A 13,630-nucleotide genomic window follows, 5' to 3' on the forward strand; every position below is an offset into this window, starting at 1 on the left:
TTATTAGTTCTTTTATATATATCATTTACGGACGACAAAAGTAATCGCATTTGTTTTAAGTTGAATGTGCTCTTCATTACGAACTATATTATATGCTAAGGTTTTTATTTCAACCTTTATTTCTTCCCAATCTCTATATATCTTTTTTAGTACATGCAACATTTCTTCAGTCGTTAGGTTAATTTCAATTAACGCATCTAGTTCTTCTCCTGTTTCTAAGTCTACTTCCCGAATGTTGGAGTTGACAATTAAACAATTAATACCGCCACTCTTTGTTCCGTTTTTTATAGCATGAAGTACTTTTTTAAAATCTTCTTCAGATTTGACATGCTCTAAACTTGATACTGCAACGATGTAGTCATAACTATTAGGGGGAATATAGTAATTTTCGATTGCTGATTGCTCCGCTTTTATTACTTCAAATACACCATATTCTTTGCTATAAACTTGTAACTTCGTTAAAGCCGAATCGAGTAGATCAACACAAGTAACTGTACCGCCAGCATTCATGATTTTTTGTGCAATTGGAATACTGTTTCTACCAACACCAGAGCCAAGGTCAAGTACTTGCAGGTAGTTCTGTCCTTCAAAATAACCCATCAAATCCAAAACTGTTTTAACAGGTTTATAAAGCCATGATCCTGCTTCGAATAATTTGTATTGTTCATAGCAAAAATCATGATACTTTTTCTCTTCTTGTCTTATGTAATCGATTCTGGTCATAGTGTTTCGGCTCCAATGTTTTCACAGCGAAATGAATATGTTGGACAACCTTTAACGTTCGTTTGAATTCGAAATATACCACCAGCATGTGGGTACTGTTTTAATTCCTCATCCGTCATTCTTGTTCTGGCTGTTGTTATATACAAATCGGTTAAATTAGATCCTCCAAATGTACACGATGTTACATATAACGCAGGGATCGGAATGCTTAATATTTGTTCTCCAGTCAAGGGATTCCATCTAGTAATTTTCGAACCTCCCCAATGCGCAATCCATAAACAACCTTCTTCGTCAATTGTCATACCATCGGGTAGACAGTCATTTGCAGGGAAGGTGATAACATCTGTTGGATTGCTAATTACACCAGTGTGTATGTCATAATGATAACGAACTACTTTTTTAGTAGGTGTATCAATAAAATAAAGGTATGCATAGTCAGGGGACCATGCTAGTCCGTTTGAAGTATTTACATGCGAAACTTTTTTCTCTACGCTGTAATTATTATTCAAACAATACAAGGAACCGGCCCCACTTATACCATATAAGTCAGTAGTACCTGCCCAAAAACGACCAGCTGGGTCGCATTTCCCGTCATTAAAACGATTTTTTAATAAATTTGGTTCGGGATCATAAATATGTGTAAGTTTTTCTGTATTTAGATTAAGAGAATAAAAGCCTCTTTCCATAGCTAAAAGTACTACACTATCTAAACATGGAACAACACAACCAATTTGCTGGTCGAGAGTTATCACTCTGTTCGTATTATTAGCAGGATTATAAAGGCATAACTTCTTCTCGATAATATCAACCCAATATAATATTTGTTTCTTCTCATTCCAGCAAGGCCCTTCACCTAAACAAGCCTTAGCATCTACGACTAATTCAATACTTCTGTGCACTATGTTTCACCTCGATTTATTAAAAGATACATATAAAGTTCGATAAAAATGGAGGTAAACCTTTTGTTAGATTGGAATAAAGATGTACTATGAAAAAAGAAGACCTTCTCAAGTAACTTGAAAATAGCATATAACTGTGGGGAGAAATAGACATATGATGTTTTATGAGATCTGTTGTTTTTCTTGTAAAAATGTATTTCGAGTATATGAAGGAAGTGAAAAGTATAAGCGATTTAAAGAGAAACCGAAAGGGGCATATTGTTGTGATGAGTGTAGCCATAAAATTCAACTTGAAGCAATAAAATATTTTTTTAGATAATGAAAGAAAATCAAAAACAATTGTTTATTATTATATATAGGCTTATTATGAATCAATCAAGTGGCCCGCGTATACCACTACTTATACATGTTGTCGGAGTTGAAAAATTTGTCTCATTATTAGATTTCTAGAGTCAGATACAAAAACAACGCAAGTACTTATAAAAATAAGTGCTTGCGTTACATAGTTCTTTACTATCGCGAATACATCTTTGGACACTCATCGCCATTTGGTTCGTAAAAACAATGACTTTTAAATTGCCCTGCAAACGGCTGATTATACCACTCGGGCGGGCAAGCTCCGACTGGACGGAAATACCAAAGAGCCCATCTTGCTGGCCAGCGCCATTCACCTTGTAAAACTCGTCTTGCGATTTCTTTTTCTGAATCACGAGCACGTTGATAAAAGTATCCGTATTGAACCGCTTCAAATCCACCAGGGCTTTGATACACAGCATCGCGTACTGTACGGATTTGTTTAAAATCTAAGCAATCACAAAATACACGGTTTACTACAACACATCCAACAAGTTGTTCTCCTTGTCGACCTTCGCCTTCAGCTTCAGCACGTATTAAACGTGCAAGTAATTCAACGTCACTTTCGTTGTATGGAATAAGGGGCATAGTGATACCACCTTTCTTTACCTGTTATAGTAAAGAGTGTATGTTTCAAAATGAGCTAAGTGCTTTTTTCTTTAAAATTACTACTAATTTTAAAAAGGAGCTTATACGGTTAAAAGCTAATTATTATATAGAAGATAAAAATGAAAAAGGAGAGGTACTATGCATCGTATTCATAAAGACCATATCATTTACGCAATGTCTCCACATAATGAGCCATGTATAGAAGTAGAACCTGGGAGCAGGATTATATTTGAAACGTACGATTGCTTTGAAAATCAAATTGATTCTGAAGATGTTGTGTTTCAAGAGCTAGATTGGAATCGAATTAATCCAGTGACTGGGCCTGTATATATTAAAGGCGCAGAACCTGGTGATATATTAGTCGTAACGATTGAAAAGATTAAAATTGCAGAGCAGGGCGTTTTAACAACAGGTGCGAACCTTGGTGTAATGGGTGATGAGCTAAATGAAAATACAGTGAAAATTGTCCCAATACATAATGAACATGTTGTATTTTCGAATGAACTACAGATTCCAATTAATCCAATGATCGGTGTGATTGGTACTGCACCGAAAGAGGAGAGTATTTCATGTGGCACTCCACATGATCACGGCGGGAATATGGATTGTAAAGAGATAAAAGAAGGAACAACATTATTATTACCTGTAAATGTTCCAGGTGCTCTTTTAGCATTAGGTGATTTACACGCTGCAATGGGTGATGGTGAAATTGGTGTTAGTGGGGTGGAAGTTGCTGGAGAGGTAACTGTAACAGTTCAAACTATAAAAGGAAAGAAATGGCCACTACCAATGGCTATCCAAAAAGAAAAAATAATGACGATTGCTTCAGAGAAATTGTTAGATGATGCAGCTAGTCGCGCCGTACATAATATGGTGACATTTTTACATGAAGAATTAGAAATGCCTAAAGCTGATGCAACTCTTTTATTATCAGCAGCAGGTAATTTAAAAGTTTGCCAAGTTGTGGATCCGTTGAAAACGGCGCGGATGGAACTAGGGATGGATTATGTGAAGAAACTGGGATTTACTTTGATTGAATTTCATATTAAGTAAGAAAAAATAGAAAAAGGATACTTTGGTATAAAAGCATCCTTTTTTAATTTACGGATTTAATGAAAAGAGATAGTATTTATTTTGTATAATTGTATATGAGATTGTGGATCGAAAAGGAGTTAAAAAATGGTTAAAATTATGATTGTAGAAGATGATATGAAAATTGCGGAGCTATTATCAACTTATGTTGCGAAATACGGTTACCAAGGAATTATTGTATCGGATTTTCAAAATGTGTTAGACATATTTTTAGAAGAACAACCAGAGTTAGTTTTATTAGATATTAATTTACCAAGTTTTGATGGATACTATTGGTGTCGTCAAATTCGTGCGGTTTCTACATGTCCGATATTATTTATTTCGGCCCGCGAAGGTACGATGGATCAAGTTATGGCGTTAGAAAATGGTGGCGATGATTTTATTCCGAAGCCATTCCACTATGAAGTTGTAATGGCGAAAATCCGCAGTCATTTAAGGCGTGCTTATGGAGATTATGCACCGAAACTAGAAGAACGAATGGTTGAGCAACAAGGTCTTTGTTTATATCCCGAAAGACTTGTATTAAAACTTAGAAACCAAGAGATTGATATAACGAGAAACGAAGCCATTTTATTAGAAATGTTAATGAAAAATTATCCGCGCGTTGTGAGTAGAGAAGTGTTACTAAATAAATTATGGGATAGTGAATCCTATGTTGATGATAATACATTAAGTGTAAATACAACACGTGTACGTAAAAAGTTAAAAACGTTACATATTGAAGGAGCGATTGAAACAATTCGCAGTGTTGGATATAGACTGCATATTACTTGGGAAAATGGTATGGAAAAATGATAAGACTGTTTATACGTGATCATATACCACTTATATGTTTTACTGTTTTTCAACTCCTAGCCATATTCCTTGTATATTGGTTTGATGGGCATAATCATATTACAACGGCATTATATGCAATGTTCTTAGGTGCTTTTTTTATGGTAAGTTATATATTATTTCGTTATTTTACACATCGATCTTTTTATGAACGGTTAGCAAATCCGATGCAATCTTTGGATGAATCTGTTCAAAAATCTGATTTTGCAGTTTTATCTACTGCTCTCCAAGATCTGCTCGAGGTGCAATATCGCCATTATCAAAATCAGCTGCAATTACAAGAGAGAAAAAATAATGATCATTTAACCTTTATGAATCAGTGGATTCATCAAATGAAAACACCTTTATCTGTAATAGAATTAATTACACAGGATGAAGTGGATTCGCGTTTCGAAAGTATTAATGAGGAAACAGATAGATTGAAAAAGGGGTTAGAGATGGCTCTGTATGTTGCACGTTTAGAAGCATTTACACAAGATTTTTATGTTGAAAGAGTACAATTACATAAAATAGTGAATGATTCTGTACATGAACATAAACGCTTCTTTATCCGAAATTTTGTATATCCAGAGCTTGAAATTGATAAGGGTATTATTGTAGAAAGTGATGCGAAATGGTTACAATTTTTAATTGGACAAATTATATCGAATTCGATTAAATATTCATCAGGCAGTAGAGAAAAGATTAAAGTAAAAGCATGTAAGGAAGGTAATACAGTTGTACTTGAAATTATCGATAGTGGCGTAGGGATACCGAAGCAAGACTTACCAAGAGTATTTAAACCTTTCTTTACAGGAGAAAACGGTAGAGATTTTAAAGAATCAACCGGAATGGGGCTATATCTTGTATATGAAATTACAAAACAATTAGGACATAGTGTAGAGATACATTCAGAAGTTGGTAAAGGTACCGTTGTAGAAATTAAATTTTGTAATGTGTAAAAAGTGATTCAGGCTAAAGAACTTTTGAGATAAGTTTTTTAGCCTTGTTTTGTACCGTTGATAAAATTCCGGAATGAAAGATTATTTACATAAGTGAAGCAAAACGATCTTGTTAAAAATAAAAGAAATACTAGATACATTAATGCTTTTTAGTATTAAAAGAGAATCCTTTTTTACTAGTTAATGAAAGAGGTGTATTGTAATGGATATTCGGAAAATGAGATATTTCATAACGGTGGCAGAAGAATTAAACTTTAGTCGTGCAGCAGAGCGGCTTAGGATGACTCAACCACCTTTAAGTCAAGAAATTCGTAAATTAGAAGAAGAATTAGGGGTTCAACTTTTTCATCGAACAAAAAGAATGGTTGAACTTACCAGTGCGGGGAAAATATTTTTAGAAGGTGCACGGCAAACGTTGCTTCAAGTAGATAGAATCATTAAAGAAACACAGCTTGCGGATGAAGGGAAGATAGGACATTTAATAATTGGTTTTGTCGATTCTACAGAAACTGTTATAAATATATTAAAAAAATTTCGAGAACGTTTTCCTAAAATACAGCTCATATTACGCGAGATGACAACAGACCAGCAAATAAAAGCACTCTATGAAAAACAAATTCATATTGGATTTATTCGTTCCAAGCAGAACAATGAAATATTAGCTTCCGAAGTTTGTTCTGAGGAATGTTTAAAATTGGTTTTGCATCAAGATCACCCTTTGGTTTCGTTACCTAACATTTCAATCAAATCATTAGCTGATGAACCATTTATTTTATTTCCCCGTCATTTTGGTACAAATTTTTATGATTTAATTATTAGTTACTTTTGGGAACATGGAGTAAGTTTAAATATTGTTCAAGAAGCGATTCAAATGCAAACGATTGTGAATTTAGTTGCTGCAGGAATAGGGATTTCTGTCATTCCATCATCGGTGGAAAGTTATAAAAAATCGGGAGTCATGTATAAAGAAATTCAAGAAAACACACCGAAAATAAATTTATATGTTGGATGGAGACAAGGAGAAAACTCTGTAGTGTTAGAGCACTTCTTAACAGTTGTTAGAGAGGTTTATACGACTTCATAATTTGAATTTAAAGAGAAAAAGCCCATCTTGATGGGATGGGCAGTGGGAATTTTGAAAGGGAAACGTTTATATTAAATTAGGACTACAAAGTTATTTTTATGTTTTTCATTAAGTATATTACTGATGTTTCAGCCTGTTTTGCTTGGATCGTACTCAATGAAACCTTTTAGTACACTATCAATTTGATCCATAATTTCAGGTTGCAATTTAACACCAGCAGCTACTGCATTTTCTCTTATTTGCTCCGGATTTGAAGCGCCGATAATCGCGGAGGAAACAGCTGGATTTTGTAGCACCCATGCAACTGCGAGTTGAGGTAGGGTAAGATTATTTTCTTGCGCGATGGGATTGAGTTTCTGGATAGCAGTGAGTACATCATCACTCATCCAACGTTGCACGAGTTTGTGGAAAAATGGTTTACCAGCATCTGAATTAGCACGTGATTGAGTGGGGATTGGTTTACCAGGTTGATATTTTCCAGTGAGAATCCCTTGTGCGAGGGGAGACCATACAACTTGACCAAGTCCCTCAAGTTGACATGTTGGTATCACATCAGTTTCGATAACTCGCCACAATATCGAGTATTGAGGTTGGCTAGCAATGAGTGGAATTTTCAATTCTCGTGCAAGTGCTGAACCGCGGGTGATTTGTTCTGATGTCCATTCACTTACACCAATATAAAGAACTTTTCCTTGTCTTACAAGATCTGAGAAAGCTAACATCGTTTCTTCAAGAGGAGTTGTTGTATCAAATCTATGTGCATAATAGACATCGATGTAGTCTGTTTGTAATCGACGTAAAGATGCATTACAATTTTCTAAAATATGCTTTCGTGATAAGCCTCTATCATTTTTTCCAGCCCCAGTCGGATGGCACACTTTTGTACATAGTTCTATACTTTCTCGGCGTATACCTTGCAAAGATCGGCCAAGGACTTCCTCAGCTATAGTGTCCGAATAAACATCAGCAGTATCGAACGTTGTAATACCGACATCTAGTGCGGTTTTTACACAATCATTTGCAGTATCCTCATCTACTTTTCCACCATGGTTTATCCAGTTCCCATATACAATCTTGCTTACAGTTAATCCACTGTATCCTAGTTTACTAAATTCCATTGTAGAATCCCCCCTTAAAAATGATATCTTTATTATAAGAACTGAAATTTAATATGTATAATATATGATTAATGATAAATTTATATAAAAATTATATAAAAATTATATAAGAGGGAGTGCTTAGAAGTTTACTGGTAGGGAAATATAAAGCCAGTATTACAACAAATGTTGTTTGTGCTTAATCGATATGAAGTGTAGAAATGATAAATAGACCTAAAAAAAGTGATCTTTATAACAGCACATATAATTGCATTTACTCATACAGTACTATTATGGTACAATATGGTTACTAAAGACGGAAAGGAATGATGGGTGGACGATGATTAACTAATCTTATTTTTAAATGTTGAAATTCAATAAATTTCAATTTATAAAAAATAGGATTAGTCTGCCCAATTCCATATAATAGTATTGCTATTTATTTTGTGTAATAGCTTATTTGGGTATAAATAATGTAACGACTAATCCTGCCAAAATTACTTTGGGAGGATTTTTTTATTCTCCCTTAATGAAAGGGATCGGTAATATGAAAGAATTATTAAAATTAAATGATGTTTATGTTGAAATAATGGAAAATACTTTATTAGAAAAAATGAATGTTACAGTAAAACAAGGGGAAGTTATCGGATTAATTGGTAAAAATGGTGCTGGTAAATCAACTTTACTTCAATTAATAAATGGGAAGATTGAGCCATCAAAAGGCACTGTTGAATGGCAGCAAATGAATATGACAACAGCATATGTTGAACAAGAAAAAGAATCTTTTATTAGTAATGATGTGATTGCAAAAGAAGCAGAACTTCTTGCAAAATGGGGCGTTCCAACGAACGATTTTATTACGTTAAGTGGTGGTGAAAAACTGAAAGTTCGACTAGCAAAAGGATTTGCTGAAAATCCTAATGTCTTAATATTAGACGAACCGACAAATCATTTAGATGAGATGAGTACGGAATTTCTTATTAAACAAATAAAAAATATGAGAGGTACAGTTATCGTTGTATCGCATGATCGATATTTTTTAGATGTTGTCGCAACAAAAATATGGTCAATTGAGGATAAGAAATTAATTGAGCATAGCGGTAATTATACGAGTTATATGAAAGCGCGTGAGCAAAAACGAATGACGCAGCAGCGTGAATATGAAAAACAACAAAAAAAGATAGAACAAGTAGAAACTCATATAAAAGAATTAAGTTCATGGTCACAAAAGGCACATGCACAGTCTACAAAACAAGAAGGAGTTAAAGAATTTTATCGTGTGAAAGCGAAGCGAATGGATGCACAAGTTAAGTCAAAACGAAAACGTCTCGAAAAAGAGCTTGAGAAAACGAAAATAGAACGTGTTAAAGAAGAGTATTCAGTTGAGTTCTCTATTCAAGCGAATAAAAAAGTAGGAAAACGCTTCTTAGAAGTGAAACAATTGCGGAAAAAATTTAATAGACGAACATTATTTGAAAACGTTAATTTTACAATCCAGCACGGTGAGAAGGTTGCGATTATTGGACCAAACGGTAGCGGGAAAACAACATTACTGAAGATGATTATGGGAACGGAAACTGCTCAAGGAGAAATATGGATTTCACCATCAGCAAACATTGGTTATTTAACACAAGAAGTATTTGATTTACCACTGGATAAAACACCAGAAGATTTATTTTATAAAGAGACATTTGAAGAAAGAGGAAAAGTCCAAAATTTAATGAAACATTTAGGGTTCCAAGCTTCTCAATGGAAAGAGCCGATTCAGCATATGAGTATGGGTGAGCGAGTAAAATGTAAGTTAATGGCTTATATTTTAGATGAAAAAGATGTACTTATTTTAGATGAACCGACAAATCATCTAGACTTACCTTCAAGGGAACAGCTTGAAAATACATTGGCTGAGTATAATGGAACACTAGTTATCGTTTCTCACGATCGATATTTTCTGGAGAAAACAACTAACACGAAACTCGTGTTTTCAAACAATACGATACAAAAGCAGCTAGAAGAACCTACTAAAACAAGAGATGATATTGAAGAGTTACGTTTAACGTTAGAAACAGAGAGACAAGAAGTATTAGGTAAATTAAGCTTTTTAACTTCTAACGACAAAGACTATAAAGAACTTGACGAACGATTTAAAGAACTTACGAAGCAGATAAAGGCACTTTAATGTGATTATGGGTACCTCTAGCTAGGAGGTATCTATAATTACTGAATAACAAATTTGATTAAGGGGGATTAACATGGGAGAAGAAAATTCGACTAAGTTATTTAGACTAGATTGTGGTGATATTTACTTACGAGAATTTTCCATTGAAGATGCGGAGAGTATTTATAAAATATCGAATCAACCGGAAATAGAAAAGTTTTTGCCAGACTGGAAATCAACGAAAGAACAACGAGTTGATTGGGTTACAAATTATGAAATACCTTCTAATAAAGCATTTCTAATGGCAGCTAAAAATCATTCGAGTATAGATGGACACTTTTTAAAACTAGGAGTATTTATTAAGGATACTCATAAGTTTATTGGATGGTGCTGTACAGGCATGAAAGAAGAACTCCCTGCACCGAATAGAGAAATTATGTACGCCATTTCAAGCGAGTATCAAAATAATGGGTACGCTACTAAAGCGACTAAGGGATTGATTGACTATTTGTTTGAAAATACAAATGTAAATGTTCTTAACGCAGTTGCTTTAATTAACAACGTACCATCAAATAAAGTTATTGAAAAGTGTGGATTTAATTATCTGAATCAACAGACGATAGAAAACCAACTATATAATCATTATATATTGAGTAAATCAGAGTGGATAAAAAATATTTCTCTTTAAAAAGGAGCTATAATGGAATGAAATCATTACCAAAAAAGCTTAGAGCTTAAAACTCTGAGCTTTTTTACGTACTATTTACTTTTTTGGTTTTACTTGCGAAGTATAAGTTGTTATTCATCGTTTTGAAGTTGTATAGTTATTCTTTATAATATCTTGCATGTGGCTAATAAAGAATACAAGGAATACAGCAGCTATTAATGATGATAAACATCTCTTAATCCCACTTCAGGTTTACAAGGTGTCCCAGAGACCAGAAATAAGTAGCACTGTATTTTATGCTGCTATGCAAATATTATAAGATAGATATACATCGGTTATAGTTTGAAAATAGGCTTGTTATCAGTTTTTTAGAAATCTTACAAGCGTGTAAGATAAATGAAAGATGAATCAATATGAGCTATAAGACAATTCATTTACACTTTATAGTGAGCAGTGCAAATGAAGGGAGAATATAAATGGAAATTTTACATGCAAAAAGTATTAGTAAAGTATATAAAGGGAAAATACCTTTTAAAGCATTGGTAGATATCGATTTATCAATTCAAGAAGGTGAATTTGTAGGGATTATGGGGCCATCAGGAAGTGGGAAAACAACGTTATTAAATATGGTATCTACTATCGATTCTCCAACATCGGGAGAAATATTAATAAATGGTACAAATCCTTTCCAGTTGACATCAGATAATTTAGCATTATTCCGTAGGAAACAGTTGGGATTTGTTTTTCAATCATTTAATCTACTTAGCACACTTACAGTAAAGGAAAATATCGTATTGCCGATGACATTAGATGGTGTTTCTTTACAAGAAATGAACAAACGAGTGGAAGAAATTGCAGAGAAATTAAATATTACAGATATATTGAGTAAAAGAACTTTTGAAATATCAGGGGGACAAGCTCAAAGAACAGCAATCGCTCGCGCTATCGTTCATAAGCCGCAATTATTACTTGCAGATGAGCCAACAGGGAATTTGGATTCTAAATCTTCAAATGATGTAATGGAGATGCTAGATACTCTTAATAAGGAAGAAAAGGCAACGATGATGTTAGTTACACATGATCCGTATGCAGCGAGTTTTTGCAGCAGAGTTATATTTATTAAAGATGGTCAACTTTATAACGAAATTTATTGTGGTGAAAGTAGGCAAACTTTTTATCAAAAGATTATGGATGTCCTTTCTTTGTTAGGAGGGAAAAGGCATGACTTTTCGTCAGTTCGCATTTAATAATATTTTTCGTAATAAGCGTACATATGCTGCTCATTTTTTAAGTAGTGCATTTTCTATTATGATTTTCTTTACGTACGCCCTTTTATTATTTCATCCAGATTTACAAGGTGAGTTAAAATCGACAAGTGAAACAATAAGTTCATTCGGTACTTTGGGATTTAGAATTTCACAAGGTTTGATATTTGTATTTTCATTTTTCTTTATTCTATATTCAGTTAGTTCATTTTTAAAAACACGTAAGAAAGAATTTGGCATTTTAATGATGCAAGGTATGTCAATGAGACAACTTAAGAAATTATTATTGATTGAAAATATGTTAATTGGATTTGGATCAATTTGTTTCGGAATTATAATTGGTCTCATATTTTCTAAATTAGTTTTATTGATAAGTGCAAGTGTATTAATGATTAATAATGGCTTACCTTTCTATATGCCGATACAAGCGGTACTATTAACTGTCATCACGTTTTTTGTTTTATTTTTAATTGTTTCGCTAGTTACTTTTAAAATGATAAAAGTAACAGAACTTGCGGAACTCATTCAAGCAGAAGAAAAACCGAAGCCTGAACCGAAATCTTCCATTTTATTATCGCTACTATCTTTAGTTAGTATAGGGTGTGGATATATTTCAATATTTCGTTTTATCTCAAGTCACAGTTTTATTATGCTTGGAATTGGTGTACTCCTTGTAATTATAGGAACGTACTTTTTATATACACAGTGTAGCGTTTATATATTATATCTTGCGAAAAGGAGTGAATCTTTCTTTTTAAAGAGAACAAATATATTAACATTTTCAGAATTGATTTACCGTATGAAAGATAATGCAACCATGTTTTTTATAGTATCTGTTATTTCAGCAGTTGCATTTACAGCAATTGGTACGACAGCCGCTCTTGGAAATCAAGAATTGGTAAGAATGACAAATCCGTATACATTTCTGTATGAAAGCTCTGAAAATGACAAAGAGGTAGATAAACATCTCTCTACTATAAAAAAACTTCTTGCTGATGCTAATATTCCGTATCGAATGGCTTCATCTTCAAATAAATATACAGAAAGTAACGTTTCTGTAATGAAGTTGAGTGAATATAACGAACTTGCGAGAGCACTTGGGTATCAACAAGAAACGATTGAACATGAAGATGAAATTTTACTAGTCCCTGGGATGGTATCGCAAAAGCAAGAATTTAAAAATGGTGACTATAAGAAGAATATTGAAGTCATTCAGGGAGATTGGACAAAGACATTCCGTGTAAAAAAAGCTGTAGCAAATTTAGTTTTACCGCATGATGTAGGAAGTATTTTCATTACTGTTCAAGATCATGTGTATGATGAAATTCCTCTTACTGCTAAACAAGATGATGAACATGTTCAAGATCGTACTTACGGATTTGTTGTAGATGATTGGTTAAAAACGAAAGAAATTTCAAATCAATTAAAGAGTATATTCGATAAAGATGTTAGAGAAGGTAATTTCTACTTTCAAGCTTTAACATTAGATTTGTTAAGTGCAAAGCAAACGAATGGATTATTACTTATGGCAAGCGTTTTAGTCGGAATTGTCTTTTTCACATTCGCTGCTAGTTTTATCTATTTCCGATTATATACTGATTTGGACCGCGATCAACAGCAATATAAAATGATTTCGAAAATGGGATTAAGTAAACGAGAATTAAAAAAAGTTGTAACGAGACAGTTATTATTAATGTTCTTCTTACCGATTGTCGTTGCGGTGATTCATACTGTAGTTGCTTATACGGCATTACAACAATTAGTCGATTTTTCTATTTTAAATAGCTCTATCGTTATTTTAATTTCATTTATATGTATACAAGTTTTATATTTCTTTATAACCCGTTGGCGTTACCTCCAAAAGCTTTATAAGACTATGGAGCAATAGAGTATACCGACTATAAAGATTA

The 13,630-nt window shown here is 33.4% G+C and carries 13 protein-coding genes and 1 pseudogene; 10 read left to right on the forward strand and 4 right to left on the reverse strand.

Translation table 11 applies throughout. The annotated features are described in order from the left end of the window. Positions 1–21: 21 nt before the first annotated feature. A complete protein-coding gene (locus ACTFQM_RS02075; RefSeq protein ID WP_440033286.1) occupies positions 22–723 on the reverse strand; it encodes a class I SAM-dependent methyltransferase in 702 nt (233 codons plus the stop codon). Further along, positions 720–1,622: an SMP-30/gluconolactonase/LRE family protein gene (locus tag ACTFQM_RS02080; protein ID WP_440033287.1), complete on the reverse strand. Its 903-nt coding sequence runs from the start codon at positions 1,620–1,622 to the stop codon at positions 720–722. Before ACTFQM_RS02080 ends, ACTFQM_RS02075 begins: the two co-directional genes overlap by 4 nt. Positions 1,623–1,776: 154 nt before the next feature. Between ACTFQM_RS02080 and ACTFQM_RS02085 the strand changes: the two genes are divergently transcribed. Beyond that, positions 1,777–1,941, forward strand: coding sequence for a DUF2197 domain-containing protein (locus tag ACTFQM_RS02085; RefSeq protein WP_115610305.1), 165 nt, complete (start codon positions 1,777–1,779; stop codon positions 1,939–1,941). Then, positions 1,938–2,072, forward strand: a pseudogene (locus tag ACTFQM_RS02090) (lysine--tRNA ligase); the annotation flags it as partial. The gene ACTFQM_RS02085 and the pseudogene ACTFQM_RS02090, both read left to right, overlap by 4 nt. 63 nt (positions 2,073–2,135) lie before the next feature. Here the strand turns inward: ACTFQM_RS02090 and ACTFQM_RS02095 are convergent. After that, complete coding sequence (locus ACTFQM_RS02095; RefSeq protein ID WP_002172215.1) at positions 2,136–2,564, reverse strand: cell wall hydrolase; 429 nt, start codon at positions 2,562–2,564, stop codon at positions 2,136–2,138. 159 nt (positions 2,565–2,723) lie between these two features. Between ACTFQM_RS02095 and ACTFQM_RS02100 the strand changes: the two genes are divergently transcribed. The 4 genes from ACTFQM_RS02100 to ACTFQM_RS02115 all read left to right on the forward strand — a co-directional run bounded on the left by ACTFQM_RS02100 (position 2,724) and on the right by ACTFQM_RS02115 (position 6,536). Continuing rightward, the gene (locus tag ACTFQM_RS02100) at positions 2,724–3,638 is read left to right on the forward strand and encodes an acetamidase/formamidase family protein (protein ID WP_440033288.1); all 915 of its coding nucleotides are present in this window, start codon (positions 2,724–2,726) and stop codon (positions 3,636–3,638) included. 126 nt (positions 3,639–3,764) lie between these two features. Continuing rightward, the gene (locus ACTFQM_RS02105; RefSeq protein WP_002172213.1) at positions 3,765–4,472 is read left to right on the forward strand and encodes a response regulator transcription factor; all 708 of its coding nucleotides are present in this window, start codon (positions 3,765–3,767) and stop codon (positions 4,470–4,472) included. Further along, positions 4,469–5,452 carry a sensor histidine kinase gene (locus tag ACTFQM_RS02110; RefSeq protein ID WP_440033289.1) on the forward strand — a complete coding sequence of 328 codons (984 nt, stop codon included), beginning with the start codon at positions 4,469–4,471 and terminating at the stop codon, positions 5,450–5,452. Before ACTFQM_RS02105 ends, ACTFQM_RS02110 begins: the two co-directional genes overlap by 4 nt. A gap of 202 nt (positions 5,453–5,654) precedes the next feature. After that, a complete protein-coding gene (locus tag ACTFQM_RS02115) occupies positions 5,655–6,536 on the forward strand; it encodes a LysR substrate-binding domain-containing protein (RefSeq protein ID WP_440033290.1) in 882 nt (293 codons plus the stop codon). 128 nt (positions 6,537–6,664) lie between these two features. On the opposite strand, the gene ACTFQM_RS02120 is transcribed toward ACTFQM_RS02115, so the two are convergent. Next, positions 6,665–7,654: an aldo/keto reductase family protein gene (locus ACTFQM_RS02120; RefSeq protein ID WP_440033291.1), complete on the reverse strand. Its 990-nt coding sequence runs from the start codon at positions 7,652–7,654 to the stop codon at positions 6,665–6,667. 526 nt (positions 7,655–8,180) lie between these two features. On the opposite strand from ACTFQM_RS02120, the gene abc-f reads away from it, so the two are divergent. The 4 genes from abc-f (at position 8,181) to ACTFQM_RS02140 (ending at position 13,608) form a co-directional block, all read left to right on the forward strand. Then, on the forward strand, positions 8,181–9,809 hold the full coding sequence (gene abc-f, locus ACTFQM_RS02125) for a ribosomal protection-like ABC-F family protein (RefSeq protein ID WP_440033292.1): 1,629 nt from the start codon (positions 8,181–8,183) through the stop codon (positions 9,807–9,809). Positions 9,810–9,882: 73 nt separating this feature from the next. Beyond that, positions 9,883–10,476 (forward strand): GNAT family N-acetyltransferase, encoded by a 594-nt coding sequence (locus ACTFQM_RS02130; protein ID WP_440033293.1) that lies wholly within the window; start codon positions 9,883–9,885, stop codon positions 10,474–10,476. A 455-nt stretch (positions 10,477–10,931) separates the two neighbouring features. Further along, positions 10,932–11,702, forward strand: coding sequence for an ABC transporter ATP-binding protein (locus ACTFQM_RS02135; RefSeq protein ID WP_025148476.1), 771 nt, complete (start codon positions 10,932–10,934; stop codon positions 11,700–11,702). Beyond that, positions 11,677–13,608 (forward strand): ABC transporter permease, encoded by a 1,932-nt coding sequence (locus ACTFQM_RS02140; protein ID WP_440033294.1) that lies wholly within the window; start codon positions 11,677–11,679, stop codon positions 13,606–13,608. Before ACTFQM_RS02135 ends, ACTFQM_RS02140 begins: the two co-directional genes overlap by 26 nt. Positions 13,609–13,630 lie beyond the last annotated feature (22 nt).

It is taken from the genome of Bacillus cereus group sp. MYBK30-2 (genome assembly GCF_051915945.1).
Lineage (GTDB): Bacteria > Bacillota > Bacilli > Bacillales > Bacillaceae_G > Bacillus_A > Bacillus_A paramycoides.

What these genes read in the sequence shown, in the direction of transcription:
- ACTFQM_RS02120 (WP_440033291.1), bottom strand. Translation starts at nt 7,654, where the DNA reads ATGGAATTTAGTAAACTAGGATACAGTGGATTAACTGTAAGCAAGATT.
- ACTFQM_RS02085 (WP_115610305.1), top strand. Translation starts at nt 1,777, where the DNA reads ATGATGTTTTATGAGATCTGTTGTTTTTCTTGTAAAAATGTATTTCGA.
- ACTFQM_RS02110 (WP_440033289.1), top strand. Translation starts at nt 4,469, where the DNA reads ATGATAAGACTGTTTATACGTGATCATATACCACTTATATGTTTTACT.
- ACTFQM_RS02075 (WP_440033286.1), bottom strand. Translation starts at nt 723, where the DNA reads ATGACCAGAATCGATTACATAAGACAAGAAGAGAAAAAGTATCATGAT.
- ACTFQM_RS02100 (WP_440033288.1), top strand. Translation starts at nt 2,724, where the DNA reads ATGCATCGTATTCATAAAGACCATATCATTTACGCAATGTCTCCACAT.
- ACTFQM_RS02115 (WP_440033290.1), top strand. Translation starts at nt 5,655, where the DNA reads ATGGATATTCGGAAAATGAGATATTTCATAACGGTGGCAGAAGAATTA.
- ACTFQM_RS02130 (WP_440033293.1), top strand. Translation starts at nt 9,883, where the DNA reads ATGGGAGAAGAAAATTCGACTAAGTTATTTAGACTAGATTGTGGTGAT.
- ACTFQM_RS02140 (WP_440033294.1), top strand. Translation starts at nt 11,677, where the DNA reads ATGACTTTTCGTCAGTTCGCATTTAATAATATTTTTCGTAATAAGCGT.
- abc-f (WP_440033292.1), top strand. Translation starts at nt 8,181, where the DNA reads ATGAAAGAATTATTAAAATTAAATGATGTTTATGTTGAAATAATGGAA.
- ACTFQM_RS02135 (WP_025148476.1), top strand. Translation starts at nt 10,932, where the DNA reads ATGGAAATTTTACATGCAAAAAGTATTAGTAAAGTATATAAAGGGAAA.
- ACTFQM_RS02095 (WP_002172215.1), bottom strand. Translation starts at nt 2,564, where the DNA reads ATGCCCCTTATTCCATACAACGAAAGTGACGTTGAATTACTTGCACGT.
- ACTFQM_RS02105 (WP_002172213.1), top strand. Translation starts at nt 3,765, where the DNA reads ATGGTTAAAATTATGATTGTAGAAGATGATATGAAAATTGCGGAGCTA.